Source organism: Bacteroidota bacterium, assembly GCA_016706865.1.
GTDB lineage: Bacteria > Bacteroidota > Bacteroidia > Chitinophagales > BACL12 > UBA7236.
Genome location: JADJIS010000003.1, coordinates 2,215,612 through 2,239,392, shown reverse-complemented (window position 1 = coordinate 2,239,392; position 23,781 = coordinate 2,215,612). Strand labels below are relative to the sequence as shown.

Below are 23,781 nucleotides of genomic sequence, written 5' to 3'. Positions count from 1 at the left end.
ATTATATATTATTTATTTCACAAACAACAGGTATATGATCACTATACATCAACCATTTATCCATGTCAGCTATTTCAAAATTAAGCATTTTATTTTCAATTTCTTGTGATGCAAAAATGTAGTCAATGTGGTAAGGTTTTACTCTATTTCTATGTAGAAAAAAAGTTGATTTTGATTCTTTTCCTTGTTCCTCTTTGAAATAGCGATGATACAAGCTATGGATATTCAATTTGGATAGGTCATCTACAACGTCAGAATGATTCCACCACCTATCCCATTCATCCCAGATGGTGTTGCTATTAAAGTCACCCGCTAAAATTATTTTTCTAAAATGGGACTTATTTATTTCTAAATATTTCCATAATTGTCCTATATAACCAAAGTTTGGTGATTTGTTTTGACTTGTCCAAATATTGATTACTTGAATATCGTTATTTATTAGGCACGGCAAGAAGTGTTTTACATCATGGTTTTTGTAAGTGCAGCTCCAGTCAATTAATTCAAGGTTGGTTTTGTTTTTTGCAAAGATCCCAAGCCCTTTATTTTTATTATCACCTTTCCATAAATGGTTTCCCGCCCAAGATGTATATTTATCGTGTTTTACTGTTTGTGGATTTTCACATTCTTGTATCAAATAAATATCTGCATTAAGTTCTGAAAGATGTTCATACTTATTCCTTAAAGCGCCATTACAATTCCACGTGACTATTTTCATTAATTATTGTGTAGTTTTAGTATTAGGTATAACGTTTTCGGGCTTTGCGTTCTGGCGGGTTTCGGAACACAAAGTTTCAATTTATTACTAAAGTTCATTAGGAGCACAAAGCTCCAAGTTTGCACGTCAGTCCGCCTGACGCAAAACCCAGGAAATGGGCAGTTTATGTTCTAATTTGTGAGCGTCTCATATAGTCCTCAAGTGTGTTTAAACTGTCAAATATTTGTGCAATTTTAAAGTCAAAGGAGTTTACTCGCATTGTTTGCAAATTAGGAATTGGAAGTGTCGCTCTGTGGCCGTCTACAGAAACTAAAATAAGTCTATGAATAAAATTTCCATCAAATAAAATATTATAGTAGTAACTTTTGGCATTGGGGTCGGGATGTCTATTCGCCCATTCTTCTCTAAAGTCATCATTATGAATTCCGTCATCAATTATTTTTGTTACAATTCTTAGTCGAGGATCTTCTTTCAAAAATCTTTCTTCAACTAGTTCTCTGTCTATACTATGCCAATCATTTACTGGATCAGTGCTTTGAATAAACTGAATTAATTCGTCATATGTCATATGTCGAATGGGTTTTCTTGTCGGCAATATAAATTCTGCCAATTGCGGTAAACCAAAGAAAATTGTCGAGCAAGCACCAAGAATGAAAATTGTCGGCTCTAAAGAGTTCTTGTTAGGATTGATAATCCAAAATATTCCAAAAACAGCAGCAATAAGAAAAAACGCAAGTCCAATTACACTTAAGATTTTTGTATTCTCTTTAATGCCAAATGCAAATCTTTTCAAAGTCCTATTGTTGTGTATGTTCATTTTCTGTCGGTGTTAAATTGCCCATAACGTGCAGCAGATTTGCGACGGCGGGGAAGGCAATCGAAAATCTTTAATAAAAATACGAAGTTTTAGGATATCGAAAATTATTCTGAGGTGGTCGTCGCCCGGCTGGCGCAAATGTGCTTGTTAGCGGTTCGGCTACCTATTCTACTTTCAATTCTAAACATATTAGGCTTAAAGAGGTATAATATTCAATTTCATCTGAGATATTCTTTGCCATATGTTCAAGTTCACCCAAAACCAATTCGTTGTCTTTACATTTTTCTTTAAGTATTCCACCGAATAATTCAAAGTCCTTTGAATTTCTTTTAGTTGCAATCTTACCAATTTCATAATTATAAGTTTCCTGCCGTTGCTTTGTAAAGTCCTCTGTGTCGCTTGAATTTGTAAATACAATCTCTATTTTAGGTATTGATAAACTGTCGAAAGAAATCTTATCAATTACTTCTCTTTCAAAAATATTTTTCACCGAGTTTCTTTTCTCCGTAATTGCAGTCCGCAGGTCCTTGTAAAACTTGTCAATAAAATTTTGATAGCGTATATGTTCATTTCTGCGGTAATAAATTTTACTTAATGAGGCTTTGTCATAAATGAAATCAGATTTGAAAATGACTTCAAAGTAAAGTTCAACAAGTTTCAATACGGTTTTGAAGTCGTGTTTGTCTATAACATTTTCAAGTTTGTCAAGTTCCGATAAATACTCTTCCAATATTGATTTGAGTTTTAAAAGTATTACGTCAAAATTCATTTCGAGAAATTCTCGATGTCTTTCTTGAATTTCAGCAATTTTATAGGTTTTACTCTCGAATATAAAATTGTTATCTTTGTGATACCTTAGATACTGAATTTCGTCCTCTTTTTCCTGATAACTAAAAAGTGTTGATGAAATCAAATTGTCTTCAAACTTTCTTATAGGATGTCCAACGAGTTCATTACGTAATTCTCTATTAATGTAATATGTAGGGTCTTTTTTCAACCCTCCTTTATCAACTCCTGTTTTGAAAATCTCTAACATCTCTTGAATAAAATCTTGTTGAATATAAACTGCTTGTAAGAAACTTATCGTAAAGGAAAACTTGTCGGTATAGTTAGAGTATTTGTTATTTGTAAATACTATGTCAAGAGTGTCTTTGAAGTATCCGAGAATATCACCAAAATAGTTTGTTTTAACGTCCTCGTTGAATTTGATTTTATTTGAGAAAAATTTGAAGTCCAATATGAAGTAATTCCATATGTCAGCTATTCTGTTAAGTTTATCTTCAACTGCCGTTTTCATTATCGTTGTGAGTGTCGTCTTTAAGCTGACAGCTAACTAGTTTATTGGAGCATATTTATTCCATAAACCTGCTCCAAGCCATCTAAATTCCGATGGATTACAGAATAAATTTATGCTTAACATTCTGTTCAGGCACTAAAATACCTTTTCTAAAATACCACTAACAATTTTTCGATTTATATTTTAGTTTTTAACCTCACATTCACTATTTATACGTAACAACTCCCCTTATTTTTCCACAAACCACCCCTCCCACATTAAATTCTCAATTATTTTGTTATAGCAGAATTCAAAAAGGTATAATTAAACCTTATTTTCAAATAAGAAATCAATTTTCAATTCAACCGTTTACCCCGCGTGAGCGATTGTAGCGGAAACCCCACAGCGAGGCACGAGCGAGGAGTTGCAGCGGAAAGCGCGGCCCAACGGGACACGCCCCGCCTGACCTTACAAAGATTTGTCACTCCAACATAATTTTCAAATCCCAAAACCATTATTAATATTTAAGATTTACGAAAGGTCAGTCGGGCAGGCCCCTTATACTTACTGCACATCGGTAGCCCGTTTCCAAAACTCCTCATACTTTCCTATTTTCGCACTAAAATATATTGTAATGGCTGAAGTAATTAGAATGCCCCGGATGAGTGATACGATGACTGAGGGGACCTTTGTGGAATGGCATAAAAAAGTGGGTGATACGGTGAAGAGCGGGGATATTCTTGCAGAGGTGGAGACCGATAAGGCGACCATGGAACTGGAAAATTATGTGAAGGGCACTCTTTTATACATTGGGGTGGAGAAGGGAAAAAGTGCGCAGGTGGATCAGGTTATTGCAATTGTTGGTGCTCCGGGAGAAGATTTTCAGGCTTTATTAGATGAAAGCAAACCAAAGGCGGAAGAAAAAACGGAAACGGAGGAAAAGAAAGAAGAACCTAAAAAAGAAGAGGCTAAAAAAGAAGAAACGGAAGATACAGTAGTAGCAGATAAAGTTGAAGAAACTGATCTGAAAGAGAATAAAGATAAAAAAGAGGAGGCTCCGAAAAAAGACGACACTGTTGTTAAAGAAACAGAAAAAGTTTCTGAAATAAAATCCGGCGACGATGAAAGAATTAAAGCATCGCCACTCGCTAAAAAAATTGCAGGTGATAAAGGAATTAAATTAAGTGATGTTTCGGGAAGTGGTCCTGAGGGAAGAATAATAAAAAAAGATATAGAAAATTTTGTTCCGCAGGTTGTAGAAAAAGAAAAGGCAGAACAAAAAATGGAAATAATGCCGCTGCATGAATTTGTTGGCGAAGAAAGTTCGGAAGATGTTCCGGTTTCGCAAATGCGCAAGGTAATTGCAAAACGACTTTCGGAAAGTATGTTCAGCGCCCCGCATTTTTATTTAACGGTATCGATAAATATGGATGAGGCAATGGCGTCGCGTAAAGCATTAAATGATGTGAGTCCGGTGAAAATTTCGTTTAATGATCTTGTGGTAAAAGCATGTGCAATGGCATTGCGTCAGCATCCGCAGGTTAATTCGAGCTGGAGAGGAGAATCAATTAAAATGAATAAACATATTCATATTGGTGTTGCAGTTGCAATTAACGACGGACTTGTTGTTCCGGTAATTCGTTTTGCGGATAATAAATCGCTGGTGCAAATTGCAATGGAAACAAATGATCTTGCTGCGCGTGCAAAAAGCAGAAAACTTCAGCCAAGTGAGTGGGAGGGAAATACGTTTACAATTTCCAATCTCGGTATGATGGGAATTGAAGAATTTACTGCAATAATAAATCCACCGGATGCGTGTATTCTTGCCGTGGGTGGAATTAATCAGGTGCCTGTTGTTAAGAACGGAGCCATTGTTGTCGGCAACGTTATGAAGGTTACCATGAGTTGCGATCATCGCGCTGTTGATGGAAGTGTTGGGGCGAAGTTTATGCAGACGCTTAAGCAGTATTTGGAGGAGCCGGTTCGCATGTTACTTTAAGGAGGACATAGGACCTAGGACATACGACATACGACTTGATATAGGACATGGGAAGGGGACATAGGACTACTTTGTCTTTTAATATTATTTTAATTTCTAATTGATATATTAAAGTAGCATGTAAAATATTAAACTTTTGCATTGCGAAAATTTCTTCGTGTAACCTTTGTGATCTTCGAGTCTTCGTGGCAAAAAAATATTCAATAGGAAATTAAATTATAATTCCAACTAAAATTACTTCCCGTTTCCTTTCCGTTCTTACCGTCTTACCGGCAAATGGGTTTTATTGCTTCGGATTAAGTTTTCAGATCAAGTGATAATATTTGTTATCATGAAAGTTTGCCACCTTTTGCTTGATCAAAAGGTGGCGCCAAAAATCAAGAGCTTCATCAGCCGGCACACATTGCCCTAAGACTTGCCACATTCCGCGAAAGAGGCGCCACGAATAAACCGGATGATTATGCTTTCGAATTTTTATTTAATCTGGCATTTAAAAATATACTTTTCAAAGTGGTGGCGCTGCTTTCGCTTAACCCTTAGAAACATTAAAAGATCAATTTGTTGTGGCTGCGTCTAAGGGCAATGGCACCACCTGATGAGGCTCGTTGACCACCCGGAAACTAATCTATTCCATTGAAAATTTATTAAATATCTTTCGCAAAAACTTTATGGTAATATTTTAATGTTTAATTAGAAATTAAAATATAATTCCAACTAAAATTTCTTCGCGAAACTTTGCGCCCTTTGCGTCTTCGCGGCAAAAAAATATTCAATTGGAAATTAAAATAAAATTCCAGCAAAAATTTCTTCCCGCATACTTCCCGAACTTTCCGCCTTCCCGGCAAATTGGTTTTATTGCTTCGGATTAAGTTTTGAGATCAAGTGATGATATTCGTCCTCATGAAACTTTGCCACCTTTTGCTTGATCAAAAGGTGGCGCCAAAAATCAAGAGCTTCATCAGCCGGCACACATTGCCCTAAGACTTGCCACATTCCGCGAAAGAGGCGCCACGAATAAACCGGATGATTATGCTTTCGAATTTTTATTTAATCTGGCATTTAAAAATATACTTTTCAAAGTGGTGGCGCTGCTTTCGCTTAAATTCTAGAAACATTAAAAGATTATTTTGTTGTGGCTGCGTCTAAGGGCAATGGCACCACCTGATGAGGCTCGTTGACCACCCGGAAACTAATCTATTCCATTGAAAATTTATTAAAATATTATTCGAAAAAACTTTATGATAATATTTTAATGTTTAATTAGAAATTAAAATATAATTCCAACTAAAATTTCTTCGCGAAACTTTGCGCCTTAGTGGCAAAAAAAATATTCAATAGGAAATTAAAATAAAATTCCAACAATAATTTCTTCCCGCATACTTCCCGAACTTTCCGCCTTCCCGGCAAAAAATATTTCATTTAAAAGTTAAGATAACAGATCACTTAAAATTAGGCAGATGATAACATGAAAAATTTCTCTCCGAAATCTGTGGCAGGTGAAAAACACCTCGCCACGGCACTGGTTGGAAATTAAATTATCATTCCAACTAAAAGCCTAAATTGTCAATTATCAATTGTCAATTGCTACGCGATTATTACATCGTGTATGCACATTACCGGAAGATAAACTCCGCCTTTTAATAAAACAAAATCTTCTGTGGCGGTCCAGACGGTGGTTTCTACCTGGAAAATTCCTTGTTTGCATTCGAAGATGATCTTTACTTTTGTGTGGTAATTATTACCCAGGATCATTGCATCATATAAAATATGTTTTCTGCGATTTATATAATCGGGATGTTGAAGTACATCGTGATAATTTAATTCCAGAAATGGAATTTGCTCTTTTTCAATAGTTGTAATAGTTTCTAATTGCATAGCTGTGGTTTTTTTGAACGATTTACTACAGCTGGTTGTTTCAACAAGCAAGATATAACTATTTTTTAAATAAAAAAGATATTGTGAAAAAAACATTGGTATTAGGCGCATCTCCCAACCCCGAACGTTATGGAAATATGGCGGCACGTAAACTCAAAGCGCACGGACATGAAGTGGTTGCTGTGGGAAAAAGAGAATCGAAGATTGATGATATGCCTATCCTAAAGGAATTTCCTTTGCTGGAAAATATTGATACGGTTACACTCTACCTCAATCCGGATAATCAAAAAGAATACTACGAAAAGATCATAGCATTAAATCCTAAACGTATAATATTCAATCCCGGAACAGAAAACGAGGAACTGGAAGATCTGGCGAAGGAGCATAATATTGAGACGGTGGAGGGTTGCACTTTGGTGATGTTGTCTACGGGGACGTTTTAGAGGAGTTGGCAGTGGCAGTAGGCAGTGGCAGTTGGCAGTGGTAGTAGGCAGTGGCAGTAGGCAGTGGCAGTTGGCAGTGGTAGTAGGCAGGTCGCAGTAGCGAAGGAGGATTATCACTGAATGAGTAGGAGTTTACTTCTCTAATCCTCATAAGTTTAATTCGGAGGAACCATCTCCAATGTTACTACTGCCAACTGCCACTGCCAACTGCAACGGGATTTCTACCTCTCAAAATTCTTTAATTACCTTTACACATTCAACTTTAATCAAAATAAACAACTCAATTGAAACCCTCCATCTCCCACACAGAAGAAAATTATTTAAAGGCCATCTTTAAATTGTCGGAGATGCAGGAGGAGAATGTTTCTACGAATGCGATTTCTGAAAAATTGGCAACCACTGCGGCATCGGTTACGGATATGCTGAAAAAATTATCGGGAAAAAAATTAATTCACTACGAAAAATATTATGGTGTTTCGCTTACGGATAAGGGAAAAAAATTGGCAAAAGACCTTATTCGCAAACATCGATTGTGGGAAACATTTTTGGTGGATACTTTAAAATTTAGTTGGGACGAAGTGGATGAACTTGCAGAACAATTGGAACATATTAATTCGGAAATTTTGACCGATCGCATTGATAATTTTCTTGGAAATCCGAAATTCGATCCGCACGGAGATCCTATTCCTGACAAGGAGGGAAATATTGCATATCACGAAGATGTTACGCTCGATAAAATGCAAAAAGGTGACATAGGAATCATCGCTGCAGTAATTGATCACTCTACACAATTTCTTCAATATCTAAATAAGATCGACCTCGTGTTAAATACCAAAATAAAAATTAAAGACGACGAGGACTACGATCAAAGCAAGATCATAATCATCAACAATAAAAAAGAATTAGTGGTATCGCAGAAGGTTGCGGCGAATTTGTTGGTACGCAAAATAGGGACATAGGACATAGGACCTAGGACATATGACATAGGACATATGACTTGATATAGGACAAGGGCAATATGAGGAAGGACAGGATTTATTTTAAAATAGAACCTTTAGTTTCTGGTTGATTAATTTGAGTAACATGGGAAAAATAAAGTTTACTCATCACTGACTATTCCCGTCCGACCTGGTCATCCGGGCGGGCACCATTCACCAAATGAGTTGCGTTCTCACTTGAGAAAATTAAAATTTGTTTCAATTAAATTAATTTATTAAAACGGACTAAAATATTCCGGTATAAATCAAAGCACCCATTCTCCATTCTCAACTCTCAATTCTCAACTGCTAATAGTTGTTTCCTTTCACCAAAGATTTCACATCCACTACCATGGTGTTTGACCATTTGTCGTGCCAGCCGATTTGGGAGCCTAACATGGAAAATGGTTCAAATGGAACGAAGCGGGAGATGCTTCTTCCGAGTGCCTGATTTGCTGTTATTTTTTCGAGATCAGTTTCTCTTATCACTACTGTTCCTGTAATAAATTTGCCGATAGTTCTTCCGAAAACAGCTTCCATAATTGCGTAATAAAGAAAGAATATACAATAAAATAAGAAATAAAATTTTCCCGGTGATCCATCAGGACCTATAGTAGGAGCTATTACAATAATGCCGATCACGATTCCCATTATTGCGAGATAATCTAAAATAAAATTTACAAGTCGCTTCCATGTTGCTGCAAGTTCGTAGTTTGATTCGTTTTCGATATTAAGACTGTCGAGAGGATTTTGGTTTTCCATATGTGTGGTTTTGGTGCTAATATAAGTAGAAATTGACAAATGACACACATAGGACATAGGATACAGGACACAGGATTTGACAAAGGACATGGGAAAGGGACACAGGACTACTTTGATCTATAATTATGTTTTAATTTCTGATTGTTACTTTAAAAAATAATGGAAAATATTGAACTTTTAGTTTTCAAGAATTTCTTCGCGCAACCTTCGCGTCCTTCCTTTGCGGCAAAAAAAATATTCAATAGGAAATTAAAATATCATTCCATCGAAAATTTCTTCCCGCACCCTTACCGTGCTTACCGCCTTACCGGCTAAAAATGGAAATAGGAAGTAGGAAATAAGATTGGAAATAGGATCTGGGAGAGCGACCTGGGTATGCATTGTTCATTTATTAGGACTAAAACATTCCAATAAAAAGCGAAGGCCCATTCTCAACTCTCCATTCTCAACTCTCCATTCTCAACCCTCCATTATTAATTTTCGGCTTCTTCGTTTTAAATAAACTGAATAAATAAATGCAACCACAAAAAAGATTCCCAACATTGTTACCATAGCGCCTGAAACTGATGCATTTAATATTACAGCAAAATAATATCCGCTCACACTGGCTGCAATTCCAAAACCTGCTGCGAGCCATAACATTGTTTTTAATTTATGGGTAAGTAAATACGCTGTGGCTCCTGGCACAATTAAAAATGCAACCACTAAAATGGCACCCACACTTTCAAAAGATAATACCGTAGTAAGTGAAACAGCTCCCATTAATAAATAATGCCAAAGCACCACCGAAATGCCAATTGTTGCTGCATAATCGGGATCAAAAGTGGTGAGATATAAACCCTTATATCCAATTACAATAAATGCAATTATTATAGTAAATAATCCTCCCAACATCCAAACCGCTGTGGGAATATTCAACCATGTTTCAAAATTAATAAAAGTGATATCGCCATATAGAACACATTCCTGATCGAGATCTACTTTGTCAGCGAAGTAAGTAATTAATATTACCCCAATTGCAAACAACCAGGTAAAACTTATTCCTATACTTGCATCCTCCTGCAATTTTGCTTTTTTGTGAAATAATTCAATTAATACAGTGCACAACATTCCGAATGCCGCTGCACCAATCAACATAGGAACCGAATTGCGCGAACCGGAAATTAAAAAGGCTATTGCAATTCCCGGCAACACCGCATGCGAAATTGCATCGCCTACCATTGCCATTCGCCGCAATATTAAAAAACAACCTAATAAACCGGAGGTTATTGCTACGAGACTACCTGTTATTATTATCCAAAATGCATCCATGGTTTAGTTTAAGCTTCGGTTGTTAAATATTTGTGTATTGATAATTTTCGATTGCAAAAAGATTATTGTCGGACATAGGACATAGGACATAGGACATAGGATTTGATTTAGGACAAGGGAAAATTGACATAGGAAAACATCAGCTGGGATTTTAAAAAATTTCGCAAGAAATTTAAACTCCTTTCTCCTCTCTCCTTTCTCCTTTTTACGACTTAATTGTTTCATACCTTTAATACTTACTTTAATAAGGGATTATTTTCTCATGGGGATCTTTCTCCGGTTTGTCGAGTAATTCTATTAGGCGTTTTTCGATTTCGGGGGTGATGATGTGTTCGATGGCTTCGGCGTCGTCGTGGACGTGGTCGCTGGCGATGTTGAGTTTTTCGGTTAGATACATTTCCCAGAGACGATGAATACGGGTTATTCTTTTTCCTTCCTCCAAACCTTTTTCTGTTAAATAATAGGCTTCATTTATTTTCACTACAAAATCTTTGCGCAATAACATCCGCAAACCAAATACATAATTGGAAGTTTTCATTTCGCGTTCGGTTGCAATATCGGAAAGTGTAAATGATTTTTTACCGGGATTTTTTTCTTCGAGGTGATATAATTCTTTCAGAATATTTTCGCGCAACATTTTATTCTGATATTTTTTGCGGATGATCATTTTTGGTATAACACCTTTTTTTGGGGCAAATAAAATACTCAGCACCGCAATTATAGATGTCATGGTAACTATCCAGGGGCCGGTTGGCATTTTATTATTTGCATAGGATACATAAGCACCTGTAACACTTCCTATCACTGCGAATAAAATACTCAGCAAGATCATTTTGCCCAATTTATCGGTCCAGTATTTCGCTGCAGCAGGAGGTGTAATTAATAATGCAGCCATTAAAACCACACCAACTGCCTGAATACCTGCAGCCACGGCCAGAACAGTTAAGGTGGTTAAGGTGAGTTGTAAAAAGTTGACCGGTAATCCGGTGGATTTTGCATAGTCGGGATCGAAACTCAACAAGCGGAATTCCTTAAAGAAAATTACCACTACAACAATAATAAATAAACTCACCACTGCCATAGTTCTGATATCATCCGTACTCATTGCCGCAGCTTTGCCAAATAAAAAATTATTTAATCCGCTTTGTGATGCATTGCCGCTTTGTTGAATAAAAGTGAGCAATAAAATTCCTATTCCAAAAAATACAGAGAGTGTTAATCCAATCGCTGTGTCCGGTTTTAATTTTGTTTTTTTCGTGATGAGGTCCACGAATATTATCGACAACCAACCTGTTACAAATGCGCCACCAAGTAAAACCCATAAATTTCTGGTATCAAATATCATGAATGCAAGACAAACACCCGGCAAAACCGAATGTGCAATTGCATCACCCGTTAATGCTCTTTTCCGCAGAAATGCAAAGGTTCCAATTGTTGCCGTTCCTATTCCTAGTAATATCATACCTATAACTACAAACTGCACGTTGGGGTCGGAAAAAGAAAAGAAATCGAAAAAGGTTTTCATTTGTTTTTTCTTGTATTAAATCGGTACGCTACACCGGTGGAAATAAATAGATCTGTTATACCGGTTTGTAAAATAGTTCCTCCTGAAATATCAAATTGCAGATCAGGATTTGGACTATAAGTAAAACCTGCGTCTACAAAATGTTGATCAAGTGGATCGTAAATAATATCGCTTGCCGGATTGGAATAAAATATATTGCCATAAGCTTCCGCAAATACACCACAATGTTCACCAAGGGAAAATCCTGAAGTGATAGTATAAATATAATATGGATTTGGTGTGAAACCATCCCATTCTATACCTGCATTATATCCAATATTCCACCAATCATTAATACTGTGTGCAGCGGTTAATCTTGTTGCGATAGCTGCATAATTTGTTTGTAATCCTTTTGTTGCGATCTTTGATAATTGAATATGCGTAATTAGGGATAAAGCAAAATTTTCTTTTGTTATTAATTTTGATTTTAATCCTATACTTACAGGATTAATTCCAAATTCAGATTCATTCGCATCGTTAATAACAGGAGCTATTTCCATACGCAATTCAAAATATTCATTTATCCCATAACGCATTAACGTTGATGCAATGGAATACTCATTATTAAAATCTAAAAAATTAACTGCAAAACCATGTTCACCCTGTAAATATCCTATAGGAGTAAGTGCAGCACTTTCCGTTTGATCAGGGCGATCGGTAATAATGGATTCATTTTGTGCATGCATATGCGAAACATAAAAACACACAAGCAGAAGAATAATTATTTTTTTAAATTGTCGTGTCATATTTTTATTTTTTTTTCTCGCGAATAGGAGCTTCCATTTCACTTAACAGATGGCCTACATTCATTAATAAAGATAATTTTCCACCATAGGTTTTTTGTAAATATTCCGGAACAAAAATTTCTTCTTTTGGTCCTGATGCAATTAATTGCGTATTAATTAAAATGATCCAATCGAAATATTCATAAGCACTTTGAAGATCATGATGAACAACCAGAATTGTTTTTCCTTCGCTCCGCATATTTAATAGAAGTTCAAAAATTGTTTGTTCGGTGGTTGCATCAATTCCTGCAAAGGGTTCGTCCATGAAATACAGATCGGCTTCCTGAGCAAGACTGCGTGCAATAAATACACGTTGTTGTTGCCCCCCCGATAATTGGGAAATTTGTCGGTTGATATATTGATGCATTCCCACTTTTTCCAGACACAACATTGCGAGTTCCTTATCTTTTTTTCCAAGTTTGCCGAATATTCCTCGTTTGCCATAACGGCCCATCATCACTACATCTAAAACACTTGCTGGAAAATCCCAGTCAACACTACCTCGTTGCGGAACATAAGCAACGCGATCGCGAACTTCATTCAGATCTTTACCAAATAATTTTACATATCCGCTGTCGTGTGGAATTAATTGCATCATCGATTTAATAAGGGTTGATTTCCCCGCGCCATTCGGACCAATTATACCCACTAATTTTCCTTCGGGTATCATAAAATCGATATCCCAGATAGCAGGTTTTTTATTGTAAGAAATAGTGAGATCGTGAACTTCTAAAACAGGATCTTTAATAATATTTTGCATCGGTATATTTTTAGTTCGTGTTTATTTTAAGGCTTCGTAAATAATATTGGTATTGTGTTGCACCATACCGATATAATTTCCTTCCGGCGTATTTTTTGCACCCATGGCGTCGCTGAATAATGTACCACCCGATTTTAAATCATGGCCTTTTTGTTTACATCCTTCCCGCACTGCATTGATCGATTTTTCGCTCACCGAACTTTCTACAAATACTGCTTTTACCTTTAATTCAATTATCATATTCACCATATCGGTAATATCTTTTAATCCGAATTCTGCTGCAGTGGAAATTCCTTGTAAACCTTTTACTTCAATTCCATATGCTCTTCCATAATATCCAAATGCATCATGAGAGGTAATTAAAATTCTGTTTTCAGGCGGAATGGAAGATATTTTATTTCTCACATCCTCATCCAATTGTTTTAATTTTTCAATATATATTCGGGTATTTTCTTTATAAAATGCCGCGTTGGTTGGATCTGTTTCAGAAAGTTTTTTACCTATCTCTTCCACACATTCGCTCCACATCATAACATCAAACCATATATGTGGGTCATGGGTGCTGATTCCCGAAACCTGAGCCACACTGCGCAATTTTTTTTCATCTATGGATGCACTTATTGCAAATACCGGTTTTTCTTTTGCCAACTGATCAAAAATTTCCTGCATTTTACCTTCCAGGTGTAATCCGTTATAAAAAATAATATCTGATCCTCGTAATTTGGTGAGGTCGCCTTGCGATGCTTTGTATAAATGCGGATCAACCCCCGGACCCATCAAAGCTGTTACCGTTGCCTTGTCGCCAGCTATGTTTTCAATTGCGTCGCCTATCATGCCGGTGGTTGTAACGATATTGGTCTTTTTATCATCCGTTTCCTGCGTTTTATTGCCACATCCGGCTATTGTTGCGCTTATAATTATTGCAAAAAGTATTCTTCTCATTTTGATATTTTAACGCAAAGATATAAAATTTAGACTAATCTAAAAAATAATTTTGCATAATGTAAAAAATTTCCAAATCGAAAGTGCTTAATTTAGCCCCTCAAGTGAAAAATCCATTTATTCCCGGCGACATAAAAGTGTTTACCAAGGTGGTTCAAAGCACCGAAATAGCGGCCTTTGAGAGCGGTATGGTTCATCCCTTATATGCAACTTTTTATCTTACCAAAGATGCAGAATGGAGTACAAGGCTTTTTGTTTTGGAGATGAAAGAAGAAGATGAGGAGGGTATAGGCACCTTTATTGAAGTTTATCATCGCTCACCCGTTTTGGTTGGGAGTTCTGTTGATTTTTATGCAACTTTGGAGGAAGTGCAAGGAAATGCGATCATTTGTTCTTTTATAGCCAAGGTCGGCGATAGAGTTATAGCGGATGGCAGGACGGGGCAGAAGATTCTAAAGAAAGCGAAACTGAATGAGGTGATCGAGGTTTTGGGACAAAGGACATAGGATAAAGGACACGGGACACGGGACACGGGACTTGACATAGGACAATGGAAAGTGACATAGGATTTGACTTATTTCAAATGTTAGGGAGTACAAAACTGGAACTTTTAATTTTTGGGTATAGTTAATCCAAAGTCCCGAAGGGACGGCAGATCTTGTAACAACGGACTTTAGTCCGTGGAGCGTATCGGGACATGGGATGCGGGACACGGGACACAGGACTTGACATAGGACATGGGAAAGTGATATAGGATATAACTAGTTCACAGGTAAAGAAGAGCAAGACCGGAACTTTTAATTTTAGGGTATAGTTAATCCAAAGTCCCGAAGGGACGATAGATCTTGTAACAACGGACTTTAGTCCGTGGTGAAGATGATCGGATCGACGGCATGAAACATTTGCAAACCCTCTAAACTTTTTAAAATATCGAATAAAGAACAAAGAATAAAGAACCCGCCAGTGGTCGGGCAGGCATTAAACAGATCAAAACCCTGGTACTTTTAGAAACCATGTAAACTTCTCTGAACCCGGAACTCAGGACCCAGGACCCAGAACTCAGAACCCAGAACTCAGAACCTAGAACCCAGAACTCAGAACCCAGAACTCAGAACCCAGAACTCAGAACTCAGAACTCAGAACCCGAAACAAATTGGCAAAGGAAAAAAAAGACTACAACAACGTTAACATCAGCAATAAAAGGGCAACCTTTGAGTATGAGATACTGGATAGATATTCGGCTGGGATCATTTTGCATGGAAGCGAAATAAAAAGTATTCGAGATGGAAAGGTGAATTTGAGTGATGCATTTTGTTTTTTTAAGGGAGATGAATTGTGGATCAAAAATTTAAGTATTTCGGAATTTAAACAGGCAACCATCTGGCAACATGAACCACTGCGCATTCGCAAATTATTACTCAACAGAAAAGAACTCAATAAATTATTGGCAAAAGTAAAAGAGCGTGGATATACCATTGTTCCATTGCGTTTATTTCTCACCGACCGCGGATTTGCCAAAGTGGAAATCGCCTTATCCAAAGGAAAAAAAGTCTACGACAAACGCGAATCCATCAAAAAGAAAGACGAACAAAGAGATCTGGATAGAACGATGTTGAAATACAAATGAATTGACAATTGACAATTGATAATTGATAATTGGGGTATTCGGTTAAATTGGAAATCCATTACCTATTTCTAAGTTTTCGTAATTTTTTAGGGGAGATAATTTAGTTTCATCCAGGTAGGAGCAATCTCATAACTCATAACTCATTACTCATTTTCGTGACTCGTCAATCGTGATTCGTGAATCCGGTAGATTAAGTTTAATTCGGAGTAATTCTCACCACTCACCACTTCCCACGAGCCGCCAGCCCCAAAGGGAGCTATAGAACTAGTATCAATTATAGTAAAGATTAATTTCGGAGCAAAAATCTCCAATGTTACAAACTGCCCACTGCCCACTGTTTACTGCCCACTAACTTAAGGTAAAATTACCTCAAACTCCAGATCGTAGTTCAAATTCAGTGAACCCGCCGATTCGCCCAAGGTATAATTATCGGAGTACGACACATTAAGATTCATGTCGTTGTATGCTAGGCGCGGAATGTCGTAAACTAAAATTCCTGAATAAATTCCTGTTAGGTCGAGATAAACTGCGGTTTTGTTTTTATTATCATCACCCCAATACCAAAAGCTGGTTTTAGAACTCTGCGACAATGGATCACCGGTATTAATATCATTCATGCTTTCTACCGAGAATACCTCTCCATCCGATTTAACCTCCATAGTGAAAGCGTATGTTGCTGAACTGGTGGTTCCATTTATAGTAGTATATAAATTTGTTCCGTCGAAAGTATATTCAATATTTGTTTCCACGCCATCAATTGTTTCCACCGAAGTTCCATTGAAACTCACAAGTTTCCAATTTTGAGTAAGACGGGCATCGCGTGAATGAAAGGTTAAAAATGGGTCGTTTTCGCCTTTTTTACAGCCTGAAAAGGTGAGTGCAGATACTGCAATTATAGCCAGAGTTGTTATTGATAATAATTTTTTCATATTTCGTTTTTACTGATATCCCTTTTTGAGGGTTTTTTTATTAAACAGGCGCAAAGGTAGTTAATAACAGCTACAAAGATTGAAAAGCGTTCAAAATAGTTGCAATCAACAAAAAAAATCCCGGCACAAAGGCCGGGATCATAATAAAGAGATTAAATAATAATTACCAATATACAATAAGGTTGACTCCACCGTAACTGTTCACATTAATGCCACTCATACTGTTTTTGTATTCACCACGGTCGTTAACTGTTGTTGTAGTTGTTACCCCACCTACGGTAAATTTAGATTCTGTATCGTTAGTCCACTCTCCACCGGAGTTCATCATAGCGAAACCTAAACCAACTTCACCGCCGATGGAAATATTATCACTGAAGAAATAGTTAAAACCTCCTAATAGATTCAAACCAAATCCTATTCCTCCCGGATATGCCACATCCTGAGTAAAAGTAGAGGAATAACCGTCGCCCGTAATATCCGTAGTAGCTGAATAATCAACTCCTGTAAGCATAGCGAATTTGATCTCGGCACCTAAAAAGGGGTCAACTTTTGTTGCATTGGTTTCCATATGTTTTTCCAAACCAGCACCTATTCCAAAGGTTAAACCGGAAACTTTTTCTTCAGTTTCGGAATATTCCAGTGGAAAACCTGTTGAATCACCCATAAAACTTTTGGCAGAAATACTGTTTATTCCCAAAGAAAAACGACTTGCAAGTCCGTTATCGTAATATCTTTTATACATCAACATATTTTGAGGTATAAGATCATCCAGGGTTACCGGATATCCTTCCAATACAAAAGCAGGATCCGAAATTTGTGCACCGGAAAGTGCGGAGGATCCGAAGTTTCCGAACATTACATTCGACAGTCCGGTAACGTTAAATCCTAAACCGGAATAACCCGCCTTAGGTAAATTTTGTGCCGAAGCACTTAATGTTGTTGCTATAACAGCAATTATCAGAATTGTTTTTTTCATACTACATTGGTTTTGTTCGATGCAAAAATAGGTCAGTATGCAGTTGGTTACTTTTTAAACGGACAAAGTTTTTAACCGCTTTCCTTTGAGTAGTAGGTTTTGATATACAGTGCCTGGTTGCATGCAGGTGGAAAAAAAAGTAAATGTTTTTTTAGAGAACAAACCCGTTTCTAAAAGATCTTACCCGGAAGCATGGGAACAAAACGGAAATTATCACCCATTTCTTTGCGATAATCGTTTTCGGAAGTTTTGGTCATTTTTATCATGAGCTGATCATCATCCTTTCCCAATGGTAACACTATTATACCCCCAACCTTTAACTGTTTCAATAATTTTTGAGGTATCTCCTTCGCTGCAGCAGTAATTATTATCCTGTCGTAAGGGGCATTTTCTGGTATTCCTTCATATCCATCCCCAAAAAACAATTTTATCGATTTGCTGTACCCCAATAAACTGATCTGCTGTTTTGCCGTGTCGTGGAGCTTCTTAAACCGTTCTATCGAAAATACCTTTACACCCATCTCGGCGAGCACACAGGCCTGATAACCGCTTCCTGTGCCAACCTCCAACACCTTCATACCTGGTTCCAGCTCAAGCCACTCGGTCATATAGGCAACGGTGTAAGGCTGACTGATAGTTTGTCCCTCGCCGATCCGAAAGGCCTTATCTTCATAAGCGTGCTCCAAAAATGCCTCATCCATAAAACTATGTCGTGGAATCGCATTTATTGCCGCTAAAACCCTTTCATCGCTTATACCTTTATGTCGAAGAGTGTCTGTTAACTCCTGGCGCATTCCCTTATGTCTATATGTATCAAATTTCTGACTCACGTGGCTGAATTGAGATAAAAAATTACAAAAAATAACGGAAATTCAGAAGTTCTAACGCACTTTTCGTTTATTCCGCATGCAAATGAAAACCCTTTTTTCTTGTTGCTTTCCACTTTTGACCAATAATTATCCACAATCGGGATTTTACTGCGTGAAATAAAAAACGGGTAATTAATTTTACAGGCACGAATTTTGAAAATCAGCGGTTACACAAAATTATTTAAATCAAAAACCAGTTCAAAAAATTATGAAGTTGCTTAAAAAACTCTTTTTACCGGTAGCTATTCTCATTACCTCCGTTTTAAACGGACAACAAACACTCGGACTTAATGCGCAAAGAACGTATGATATTACTCCGGCTGATTACGGTCTTATTTTCGACACAATTCGCATAGCCACCGACGATGGAGCAAGTTTATATGCATGGCATTTATATCCGGGTGAAAAAAATGATAAATCCTCTAAAAAAGCGGTTATCATCAGTCACGATGGAAATCAGAACATGGCAAATGGTCTCGAACAGGCCGGTAAATTTCTCGGATTAGGTTTTCATGTATTTATGTACGATTACCGCGGTTTTGGAAAAAGCAGCGATTTTAATGTGAGCCCTAAATTTTTTATCTATCAACAATTTGCAACCGACTTAACTGCGGCAGTGGAATATGTTAAAAAATATCACGCACTTTTATCAGTAGATCTTTATGGCTGGGGAATTGGTGGTGGTTTATCACTTGGTGTTGGTGCAAACAATTTAAAAGTGCATCGCGTAATTGCAGATAATCCTTATTCCACTTTCGAAACAGTACAAAATCGTTACGAACAAAAATCAGGAACTCGTATCATGATGCCAATAGGTTACAATGTGTCTTTATTAGAACCAAAAATGGCATTGATAGATAAAGGTGATCACCTGCGCGCAATTTTATTGATCATTGGTGAACAGGGAAATATCATGACTCCTGCCGATATGCTCGAATTGCAAGCCATGAAGAAAAAAGTAACAACTATTTACACCGTAAAAGGAGTAGACAACGATAAAAATTTCAGCAGCAACCGCGACGAATATTTTAAACAAATTAAAGCGTTTTACGAGAAGTCGGCGGATTGATGTGTAATTAATTGGGCCTGCCCGACTCCCTGAAGATTGTATTTTTACAGTATAGATTATTTGATATCTATAATCGTACACCTTAAATAATTTTTAGCTAGGAGGCGGGGCGTTCCCTGCGGGCCGGGCTTTCCGCTGCAACTCCTCGCTCGTTCCTCGCTGTGGGGTTTCCGCTACAATCCCTAACGCGGCGGTATCGTCAAATTAAAATTAAATTACCACAAAAATATTTTTCAAAACCATCTGCCAACAGCAGGTGGTTTTTTTTGGTATTTGATTAAAAGTTGAGGAGTGATAAAATTTTCAAAAAATCGGTCTTTGTTAATTTTAAGATTCCATATACAATACAGGATTTTGATCCTCCAAAAAAGTTTACGGAGCTAACAGCGGGCATTAGCAGGTGGTTTTAATGTCCCTTATGCGCCGCCACAACAAAATAAAAGCTCAAATGGTAGCGGGATTTGACCGAAAATAAGCGCCATTATTTTGAGAAGATGGGATATGATTAAAGCATTAATTTCCATTTGGAACACATAATTTTCCGCTGCGGAGGATGGCGCCTTTTTCGCTCCGGTGGCAAGCATTAGGGACATTTAATCCGCCTGATGCAGCCCTTGACTTTTGGCTCCACCTTTTGGTCAAACAAAAGGTGGCAAAATTGATGGAACCGCAATTGATCAACCGGAGCTAGATTTTTGTTTCTAAATAAATATTTAAACTATTAAAGCGCTTGTAATTATATTGGAATAGAATAGTTCTCCTAGGAAAATAAATGCGACCCGTTTTTTTATTTATATCTTTAGCACTCAATTAAACCAGACATTAATTATGATCCAGATAAAATTCGGAACCGACGGATGGAGAGCCATCATAGCAAAAGAATTTACCACCGATAATGTTGCACGTGTTGCAAAAGCAACTGCCGATTGGGTAAAACAAATCAGCAACGAACCCTCCGTTGTGGTTGGTCACGATTGTCGTTTCGCAGGTGAATTATTTGCGGAAGTAACAACAAAAGTTTTATGTGCCGAAGGAGTAAAAGTTTTCCTCGCAAAAGATTTTATTTCTACCCCAATGATAAGTCTTGGTGCTAATAAATTAAATGCAACTGCGGGAGTTGTAATAACAGCAAGTCATAATCCACCTTCATACAATGGATTCAAATTAAAAAGTGGTTATGGCGGACCAACAATTCCGGAAGATATTGCTTTGGTAGAAACAATGATTCCGGATGTTTATGAAATTCCTTCCACCTCATTGGAAGAATTTGAAAAAGCGGGAAAATTAGTTTGGGTAAATCTCGAAGACATGTATTTCGAACACGTGCAAAAAAGTTTCGATCTGCAAACAATTAATAATTCGGGAATTAAAATTGGATACGATGCAATGTATGGTGCCGGACAAAGAATTGCTTTGCGCATATTAAAAAATATAGTTGCTCTGCACTGCGACGAAAATCCCGGATTTAAAGGTCAGGCTCCCGAACCCATCCATCGCAATTTAACAGAGTTAAGTAATTTATTAAAAAATGATAATTCCCTTGCCTGCGGTTTGGCAAACGATGGTGATGCCGACAGGATCGGAATGTATGACGATGAAGGAAATTTTGTGGATTCGCATCATATTATTTTATTGTTAATTCACTATTTACATAAATATAAAAATTACAACGGTAAAGTTGTTATCGCATTCAGCGTAAGTGAAAAAGTAAAACGTTTGTGCGAACATTATAATTTAGATTATGAAGTAACTAAAATTGGTTTCAAATACATCTGCGGAAAAATGATAGTGGAAGATGTTTTATTGGGCGGAGAAGAAAGTGGAGGAATTGCAGTTAAAGGTCACGTTCCCGAACGCGACGGAATCTGGTGCGGATTATTGATATTTGAATTCATGGCAAAAACCGGTAAAACATTAAAACAATTAATCGATGAAGTATATGCAATTACCGGTAGTTTTTATTTCGACAGAAACGATTTACATATCACCGACACTTTAAAAAATCAGATCATTACCAATTGCAAAAACGGAATCTATAAATCATTTGGAAAATACAATGTAGAAAAAGTGGAAGATATAGACGGCTACAAATTTCATCTCAGCGCAAACAGCTGGATGATGATCCGCGCCAGCGGAACCGAACCACTATTGCGTGTCTATGCAGAAGCGCCGAATCAGAAAGAGACAGATGATATTTTAGCAACTGTTAAAGGAATTTTGCTTGCATAATATTTCGACTCCGCATTCCACAGAGTTCGCTGCGCGTAACTCTGTGGGGACACTTCCGGGAGGGTTCATCTCTCGTGTGTCCCCACAGAGTTACCTGAAAGGAACTCTGTGGAAATCCGGAGCAATAATTTCCCTCCAAAAAACCTTTGCGCCTTTGCGACTTTGCGTGACATTGATAATATTATTATCCTCCGCAAGCAACACACACGCGCAATCCGATTCCACCAAATTCATGCGCGAATTCCTAACTCCTGCAGAAACATTTAATAAAACACGATTCACCGCAGTACTCGCATCAGAAGTTGCATTATACAGCGGCGCAACAGTTGCCTTATATAATTATTGGTATAAAGATTATCCGCACAGCAAATTTCATTTGTTCGACGATGAAGGCGAATGGTTACAACACGATAAATTCGGTCATTTTTATACCGCATACTTTGAAACAAATCTCACCACCGGTTTTTACAACTGGACAGGTATGCAAGATAAAAATACCTATTGGGTGGGAGCAGTATCCGGTTCCGTTTTACAATTGACCATTGAAGTATTTGATGCCTTTTCAGAAAAATGGGGATTTTCCATCGGCGATTTTGCTGCCAATTCATTAGGTGCGGCAGTAAGCATGGGTCAAAATTATTTATGGGACGAACAACGCATCGTTTTTAAATACTCCGCACATTTTGTCGATTATTCCAAAGAAGATCTTTTAGTACAGGAAAGAGCAGATGCCTTATTCGGCGCAACAGGTCCCGAAAAAATATTAAAAGATTATAATGGTTCCACTTATTGGATGAGTGTGAACCCTTCACAATTCATGAAACCCGAAACAAAATTTCCGAAATGGCTCATGATAAGCGCCGGTTACGGAGCTCAGGGAATGTTAGGAGGCTACGATAATATCTGGTGCCCCGACGCCTCTATCTCCCCCGAATTTTGTGATCCTGATATGCTTATCGATTATTCTGATGATATTGAAAGATATCGTCAATATTATTTATCCTTCGATATCGATTTCTCCCAGATAAAAACAAATTCACTCATGCTTCACTATGTATTTAATGTACTTAATTTATTCAAATTCCCAGCCCCGGCATTGGAAATAAATGGTAATGGGAAAGTAAAATTTTATCCGATTTATTTTTAATTTATATAATTCATTTTTTAATCTTTCAATTCCCCAACCTGCATATAATGATCAAAGAAAAATTCATCTTTAAGTTTCTCTGACTGCAATATTTTAAAATTTCGGTTTGTCAAAAAGTTTTCATACTCTTTCAGATCATACTGATGAGGATGTAATATATCTCCCGGCACAAGACGAAATAAATGTTTAAAAAATGCATGATTATGTGCATCAATGGTAACAACAATTTTTCCTCCGGGTTTCACCATGGATGCGAGCAGGTCATAACTGAAATTAATATCCGCCACATGATTAATGGCGTTCATACAAAAAATGATATCGTATTTTTTGTCTGTTTTGTATTGCTCAATTGGAAGACTATAAAAAGTGGTAAAGGGATAATTACTTCTTTTAAAATGAGAAAGATTTTTTTCATATTCATCCACCAAAGGATCAACAGCATCCACTTTGCATTCGGCTAAATTCATAAATACGCCCGCAGGTCCACAACCGGCATCCAAAACATCCATACCGGGGTTTACCGGGCAACTTTCTTTAATGGTATCCAATAATTTCTGCCAATACGCTTTTTTCCAAGTGTGATATTGTTCCACATCCTTCCCTTTCAAATAATTCTCCCACCATTTTAATTCGGCCTTTTGAGCAATATTCCATTTTAATGTTTTCTTCATGCCTATCTATATTATGGTACCCATTTTATTATAAATTA

22 protein-coding genes are annotated in these 23,781 nt (G+C 37.1%); 8 read left to right on the top strand and 14 right to left on the bottom strand.

What is annotated here, in order from left to right; all coding sequences use genetic code 11:
• Position 1: 1 nt before the first annotated feature.
• From IPI31_18835 to IPI31_18825, 3 genes are all read right to left on the bottom strand, one after another.
• The gene (locus tag IPI31_18835) at positions 2 to 715 is read right to left on the bottom strand and encodes an endonuclease/exonuclease/phosphatase family protein (protein MBK7569876.1); all 714 of its coding nucleotides are present in this window, start codon (positions 713 to 715) and stop codon (positions 2 to 4) included.
• A 163-nt stretch (positions 716 to 878) separates the two neighbouring features.
• Positions 879 to 1,508, bottom strand: a complete 630-nt coding sequence (locus IPI31_18830) for a hypothetical protein (protein MBK7569875.1) — start codon at positions 1,506 to 1,508, stop codon at positions 879 to 881.
• Between the two features lie 187 nt (positions 1,509 to 1,695).
• Positions 1,696 to 2,829, bottom strand: a complete 1,134-nt coding sequence (locus IPI31_18825) for a hypothetical protein (GenBank protein ID MBK7569874.1) — start codon at positions 2,827 to 2,829, stop codon at positions 1,696 to 1,698.
• Positions 2,830 to 3,442: 613 nt separating this feature from the next.
• Here IPI31_18825 and IPI31_18820 point away from each other — a divergent pair.
• Positions 3,443 to 4,807: a pyruvate dehydrogenase complex dihydrolipoamide acetyltransferase gene (locus tag IPI31_18820; protein ID MBK7569873.1), complete on the top strand. Its 1,365-nt coding sequence runs from the start codon at positions 3,443 to 3,445 to the stop codon at positions 4,805 to 4,807.
• Between the two features lie 1,584 nt (positions 4,808 to 6,391).
• Here IPI31_18820 and IPI31_18815 read toward each other — a convergent pair.
• Positions 6,392 to 6,682: a hypothetical protein gene (locus IPI31_18815; protein MBK7569872.1), complete on the bottom strand. Its 291-nt coding sequence runs from the start codon at positions 6,680 to 6,682 to the stop codon at positions 6,392 to 6,394.
• 83 nt (positions 6,683 to 6,765) lie between these two features.
• Between IPI31_18815 and IPI31_18810 the strand changes: the two genes are divergently transcribed.
• Both IPI31_18810 and IPI31_18805 read left to right on the top strand, forming a co-directional pair.
• A complete protein-coding gene (locus IPI31_18810) occupies positions 6,766 to 7,125 on the top strand; it encodes a CoA-binding protein (GenBank protein MBK7569871.1) in 360 nt (119 codons plus the stop codon).
• 296 nt (positions 7,126 to 7,421) lie between these two features.
• Entirely contained in the window at positions 7,422 to 8,084 is a 663-nt protein-coding gene (locus IPI31_18805) for a metal-dependent transcriptional regulator (GenBank protein ID MBK7569870.1), read from the top strand.
• A gap of 327 nt (positions 8,085 to 8,411) precedes the next feature.
• Here IPI31_18805 and IPI31_18800 read toward each other — a convergent pair whose 3' ends face one another.
• From IPI31_18800 to IPI31_18775, 6 genes are all read right to left on the bottom strand, one after another.
• Positions 8,412 to 8,864, bottom strand: coding sequence for an RDD family protein (locus tag IPI31_18800; protein MBK7569869.1), 453 nt, complete (start codon positions 8,862 to 8,864; stop codon positions 8,412 to 8,414).
• A 459-nt stretch (positions 8,865 to 9,323) separates the two neighbouring features.
• On the bottom strand, positions 9,324 to 10,175 hold the full coding sequence (locus IPI31_18795; protein MBK7569868.1) for a metal ABC transporter permease: 852 nt from the start codon (positions 10,173 to 10,175) through the stop codon (positions 9,324 to 9,326).
• Between the two features lie 241 nt (positions 10,176 to 10,416).
• On the bottom strand, positions 10,417 to 11,700 hold the full coding sequence (locus tag IPI31_18790; protein ID MBK7569867.1) for a metal ABC transporter permease: 1,284 nt from the start codon (positions 11,698 to 11,700) through the stop codon (positions 10,417 to 10,419).
• Positions 11,697 to 12,485 carry a transporter gene (locus IPI31_18785; protein MBK7569866.1) on the bottom strand — a complete coding sequence of 263 codons (789 nt, stop codon included), beginning with the start codon at positions 12,483 to 12,485 and terminating at the stop codon, positions 11,697 to 11,699. The genes IPI31_18790 and IPI31_18785 overlap by 4 nt, the downstream gene beginning before the upstream one ends.
• Positions 12,486 to 12,489: 4 nt before the next feature.
• Positions 12,490 to 13,284, bottom strand: coding sequence for a metal ABC transporter ATP-binding protein (locus IPI31_18780; GenBank protein MBK7569865.1), 795 nt, complete (start codon positions 13,282 to 13,284; stop codon positions 12,490 to 12,492).
• A gap of 21 nt (positions 13,285 to 13,305) precedes the next feature.
• Positions 13,306 to 14,226, bottom strand: coding sequence for a zinc ABC transporter substrate-binding protein (locus IPI31_18775; protein ID MBK7569864.1), 921 nt, complete (start codon positions 14,224 to 14,226; stop codon positions 13,306 to 13,308).
• A gap of 104 nt (positions 14,227 to 14,330) precedes the next feature.
• Between IPI31_18775 and IPI31_18770 the strand changes: the two genes are divergently transcribed.
• Positions 14,331 to 14,732, top strand: coding sequence for a hypothetical protein (locus IPI31_18770; GenBank protein ID MBK7569863.1), 402 nt, complete (start codon positions 14,331 to 14,333; stop codon positions 14,730 to 14,732).
• A gap of 647 nt (positions 14,733 to 15,379) precedes the next feature.
• Positions 15,380 to 15,853 (top strand): SsrA-binding protein SmpB, encoded by a 474-nt coding sequence (smpB, locus tag IPI31_18765; protein MBK7569862.1) that lies wholly within the window; start codon positions 15,380 to 15,382, stop codon positions 15,851 to 15,853.
• A 353-nt stretch (positions 15,854 to 16,206) separates the two neighbouring features.
• Here smpB and IPI31_18760 read toward each other — a convergent pair whose 3' ends face one another.
• The 3 genes from IPI31_18760 to IPI31_18750 form a co-directional block, all read right to left on the bottom strand.
• A complete protein-coding gene (locus tag IPI31_18760; protein MBK7569861.1) occupies positions 16,207 to 16,782 on the bottom strand; it encodes a hypothetical protein in 576 nt (191 codons plus the stop codon).
• Positions 16,783 to 16,945: 163 nt separating this feature from the next.
• Positions 16,946 to 17,758: a hypothetical protein gene (locus IPI31_18755; GenBank protein MBK7569860.1), complete on the bottom strand. Its 813-nt coding sequence runs from the start codon at positions 17,756 to 17,758 to the stop codon at positions 16,946 to 16,948.
• Between the two features lie 170 nt (positions 17,759 to 17,928).
• Complete coding sequence (locus tag IPI31_18750) at positions 17,929 to 18,552, bottom strand: protein-L-isoaspartate(D-aspartate) O-methyltransferase (protein ID MBK7569859.1); 624 nt, start codon at positions 18,550 to 18,552, stop codon at positions 17,929 to 17,931.
• Positions 18,553 to 18,835: 283 nt separating this feature from the next.
• On the opposite strand from IPI31_18750, the gene IPI31_18745 reads away from it, so the two are divergent.
• From IPI31_18745 to IPI31_18735, 3 genes are all read left to right on the top strand, one after another.
• Positions 18,836 to 19,696, top strand: a complete 861-nt coding sequence (locus IPI31_18745) for an alpha/beta hydrolase (protein ID MBK7569858.1) — start codon at positions 18,836 to 18,838, stop codon at positions 19,694 to 19,696.
• An 828-nt stretch (positions 19,697 to 20,524) separates the two neighbouring features.
• The gene (locus tag IPI31_18740; GenBank protein ID MBK7569857.1) at positions 20,525 to 21,925 is read left to right on the top strand and encodes a phosphoglucomutase/phosphomannomutase family protein; all 1,401 of its coding nucleotides are present in this window, start codon (positions 20,525 to 20,527) and stop codon (positions 21,923 to 21,925) included.
• Between the two features lie 232 nt (positions 21,926 to 22,157).
• Positions 22,158 to 23,072 carry a DUF2279 domain-containing protein gene (locus tag IPI31_18735; GenBank protein ID MBK7569856.1) on the top strand — a complete coding sequence of 305 codons (915 nt, stop codon included), beginning with the start codon at positions 22,158 to 22,160 and terminating at the stop codon, positions 23,070 to 23,072.
• A gap of 17 nt (positions 23,073 to 23,089) precedes the next feature.
• Here the strand turns inward: IPI31_18735 and IPI31_18730 are convergent, their stop codons facing one another.
• A complete protein-coding gene (locus tag IPI31_18730; GenBank protein ID MBK7569855.1) occupies positions 23,090 to 23,743 on the bottom strand; it encodes a methyltransferase domain-containing protein in 654 nt (217 codons plus the stop codon).
• Between the last annotated feature and the right edge of the window lie 38 nt (positions 23,744 to 23,781).

What these genes read in the sequence shown, in the direction of transcription:
- IPI31_18835 (MBK7569876.1), bottom strand. Translation starts at nt 715, where the DNA reads ATGAAAATAGTCACGTGGAATTGTAATGGCGCTTTAAGGAATAAGTAT.
- IPI31_18825 (MBK7569874.1), bottom strand. Translation starts at nt 2,829, where the DNA reads ATGAAAACGGCAGTTGAAGATAAACTTAACAGAATAGCTGACATATGG.
- IPI31_18820 (MBK7569873.1), top strand. Translation starts at nt 3,443, where the DNA reads ATGGCTGAAGTAATTAGAATGCCCCGGATGAGTGATACGATGACTGAG.
- IPI31_18815 (MBK7569872.1), bottom strand. Translation starts at nt 6,682, where the DNA reads ATGCAATTAGAAACTATTACAACTATTGAAAAAGAGCAAATTCCATTT.
- IPI31_18800 (MBK7569869.1), bottom strand. Translation starts at nt 8,864, where the DNA reads ATGGAAAACCAAAATCCTCTCGACAGTCTTAATATCGAAAACGAATCA.
- IPI31_18795 (MBK7569868.1), bottom strand. Translation starts at nt 10,175, where the DNA reads ATGGATGCATTTTGGATAATAATAACAGGTAGTCTCGTAGCAATAACC.
- IPI31_18790 (MBK7569867.1), bottom strand. Translation starts at nt 11,700, where the DNA reads ATGAAAACCTTTTTCGATTTCTTTTCTTTTTCCGACCCCAACGTGCAG.
- IPI31_18785 (MBK7569866.1), bottom strand. Translation starts at nt 12,485, where the DNA reads ATGACACGACAATTTAAAAAAATAATTATTCTTCTGCTTGTGTGTTTT.
- IPI31_18780 (MBK7569865.1), bottom strand. Translation starts at nt 13,284, where the DNA reads ATGCAAAATATTATTAAAGATCCTGTTTTAGAAGTTCACGATCTCACT.
- IPI31_18775 (MBK7569864.1), bottom strand. Translation starts at nt 14,226, where the DNA reads ATGAGAAGAATACTTTTTGCAATAATTATAAGCGCAACAATAGCCGGA.
- IPI31_18760 (MBK7569861.1), bottom strand. Translation starts at nt 16,782, where the DNA reads ATGAAAAAATTATTATCAATAACAACTCTGGCTATAATTGCAGTATCT.
- IPI31_18755 (MBK7569860.1), bottom strand. Translation starts at nt 17,758, where the DNA reads ATGAAAAAAACAATTCTGATAATTGCTGTTATAGCAACAACATTAAGT.
- IPI31_18750 (MBK7569859.1), bottom strand. Translation starts at nt 18,552, where the DNA reads ATGCGCCAGGAGTTAACAGACACTCTTCGACATAAAGGTATAAGCGAT.
- IPI31_18745 (MBK7569858.1), top strand. Translation starts at nt 18,836, where the DNA reads ATGAAGTTGCTTAAAAAACTCTTTTTACCGGTAGCTATTCTCATTACC.
- IPI31_18740 (MBK7569857.1), top strand. Translation starts at nt 20,525, where the DNA reads ATGATCCAGATAAAATTCGGAACCGACGGATGGAGAGCCATCATAGCA.
- IPI31_18735 (MBK7569856.1), top strand. Translation starts at nt 22,158, where the DNA reads ATGCGCGAATTCCTAACTCCTGCAGAAACATTTAATAAAACACGATTC.
- IPI31_18730 (MBK7569855.1), bottom strand. Translation starts at nt 23,743, where the DNA reads ATGAAGAAAACATTAAAATGGAATATTGCTCAAAAGGCCGAATTAAAA.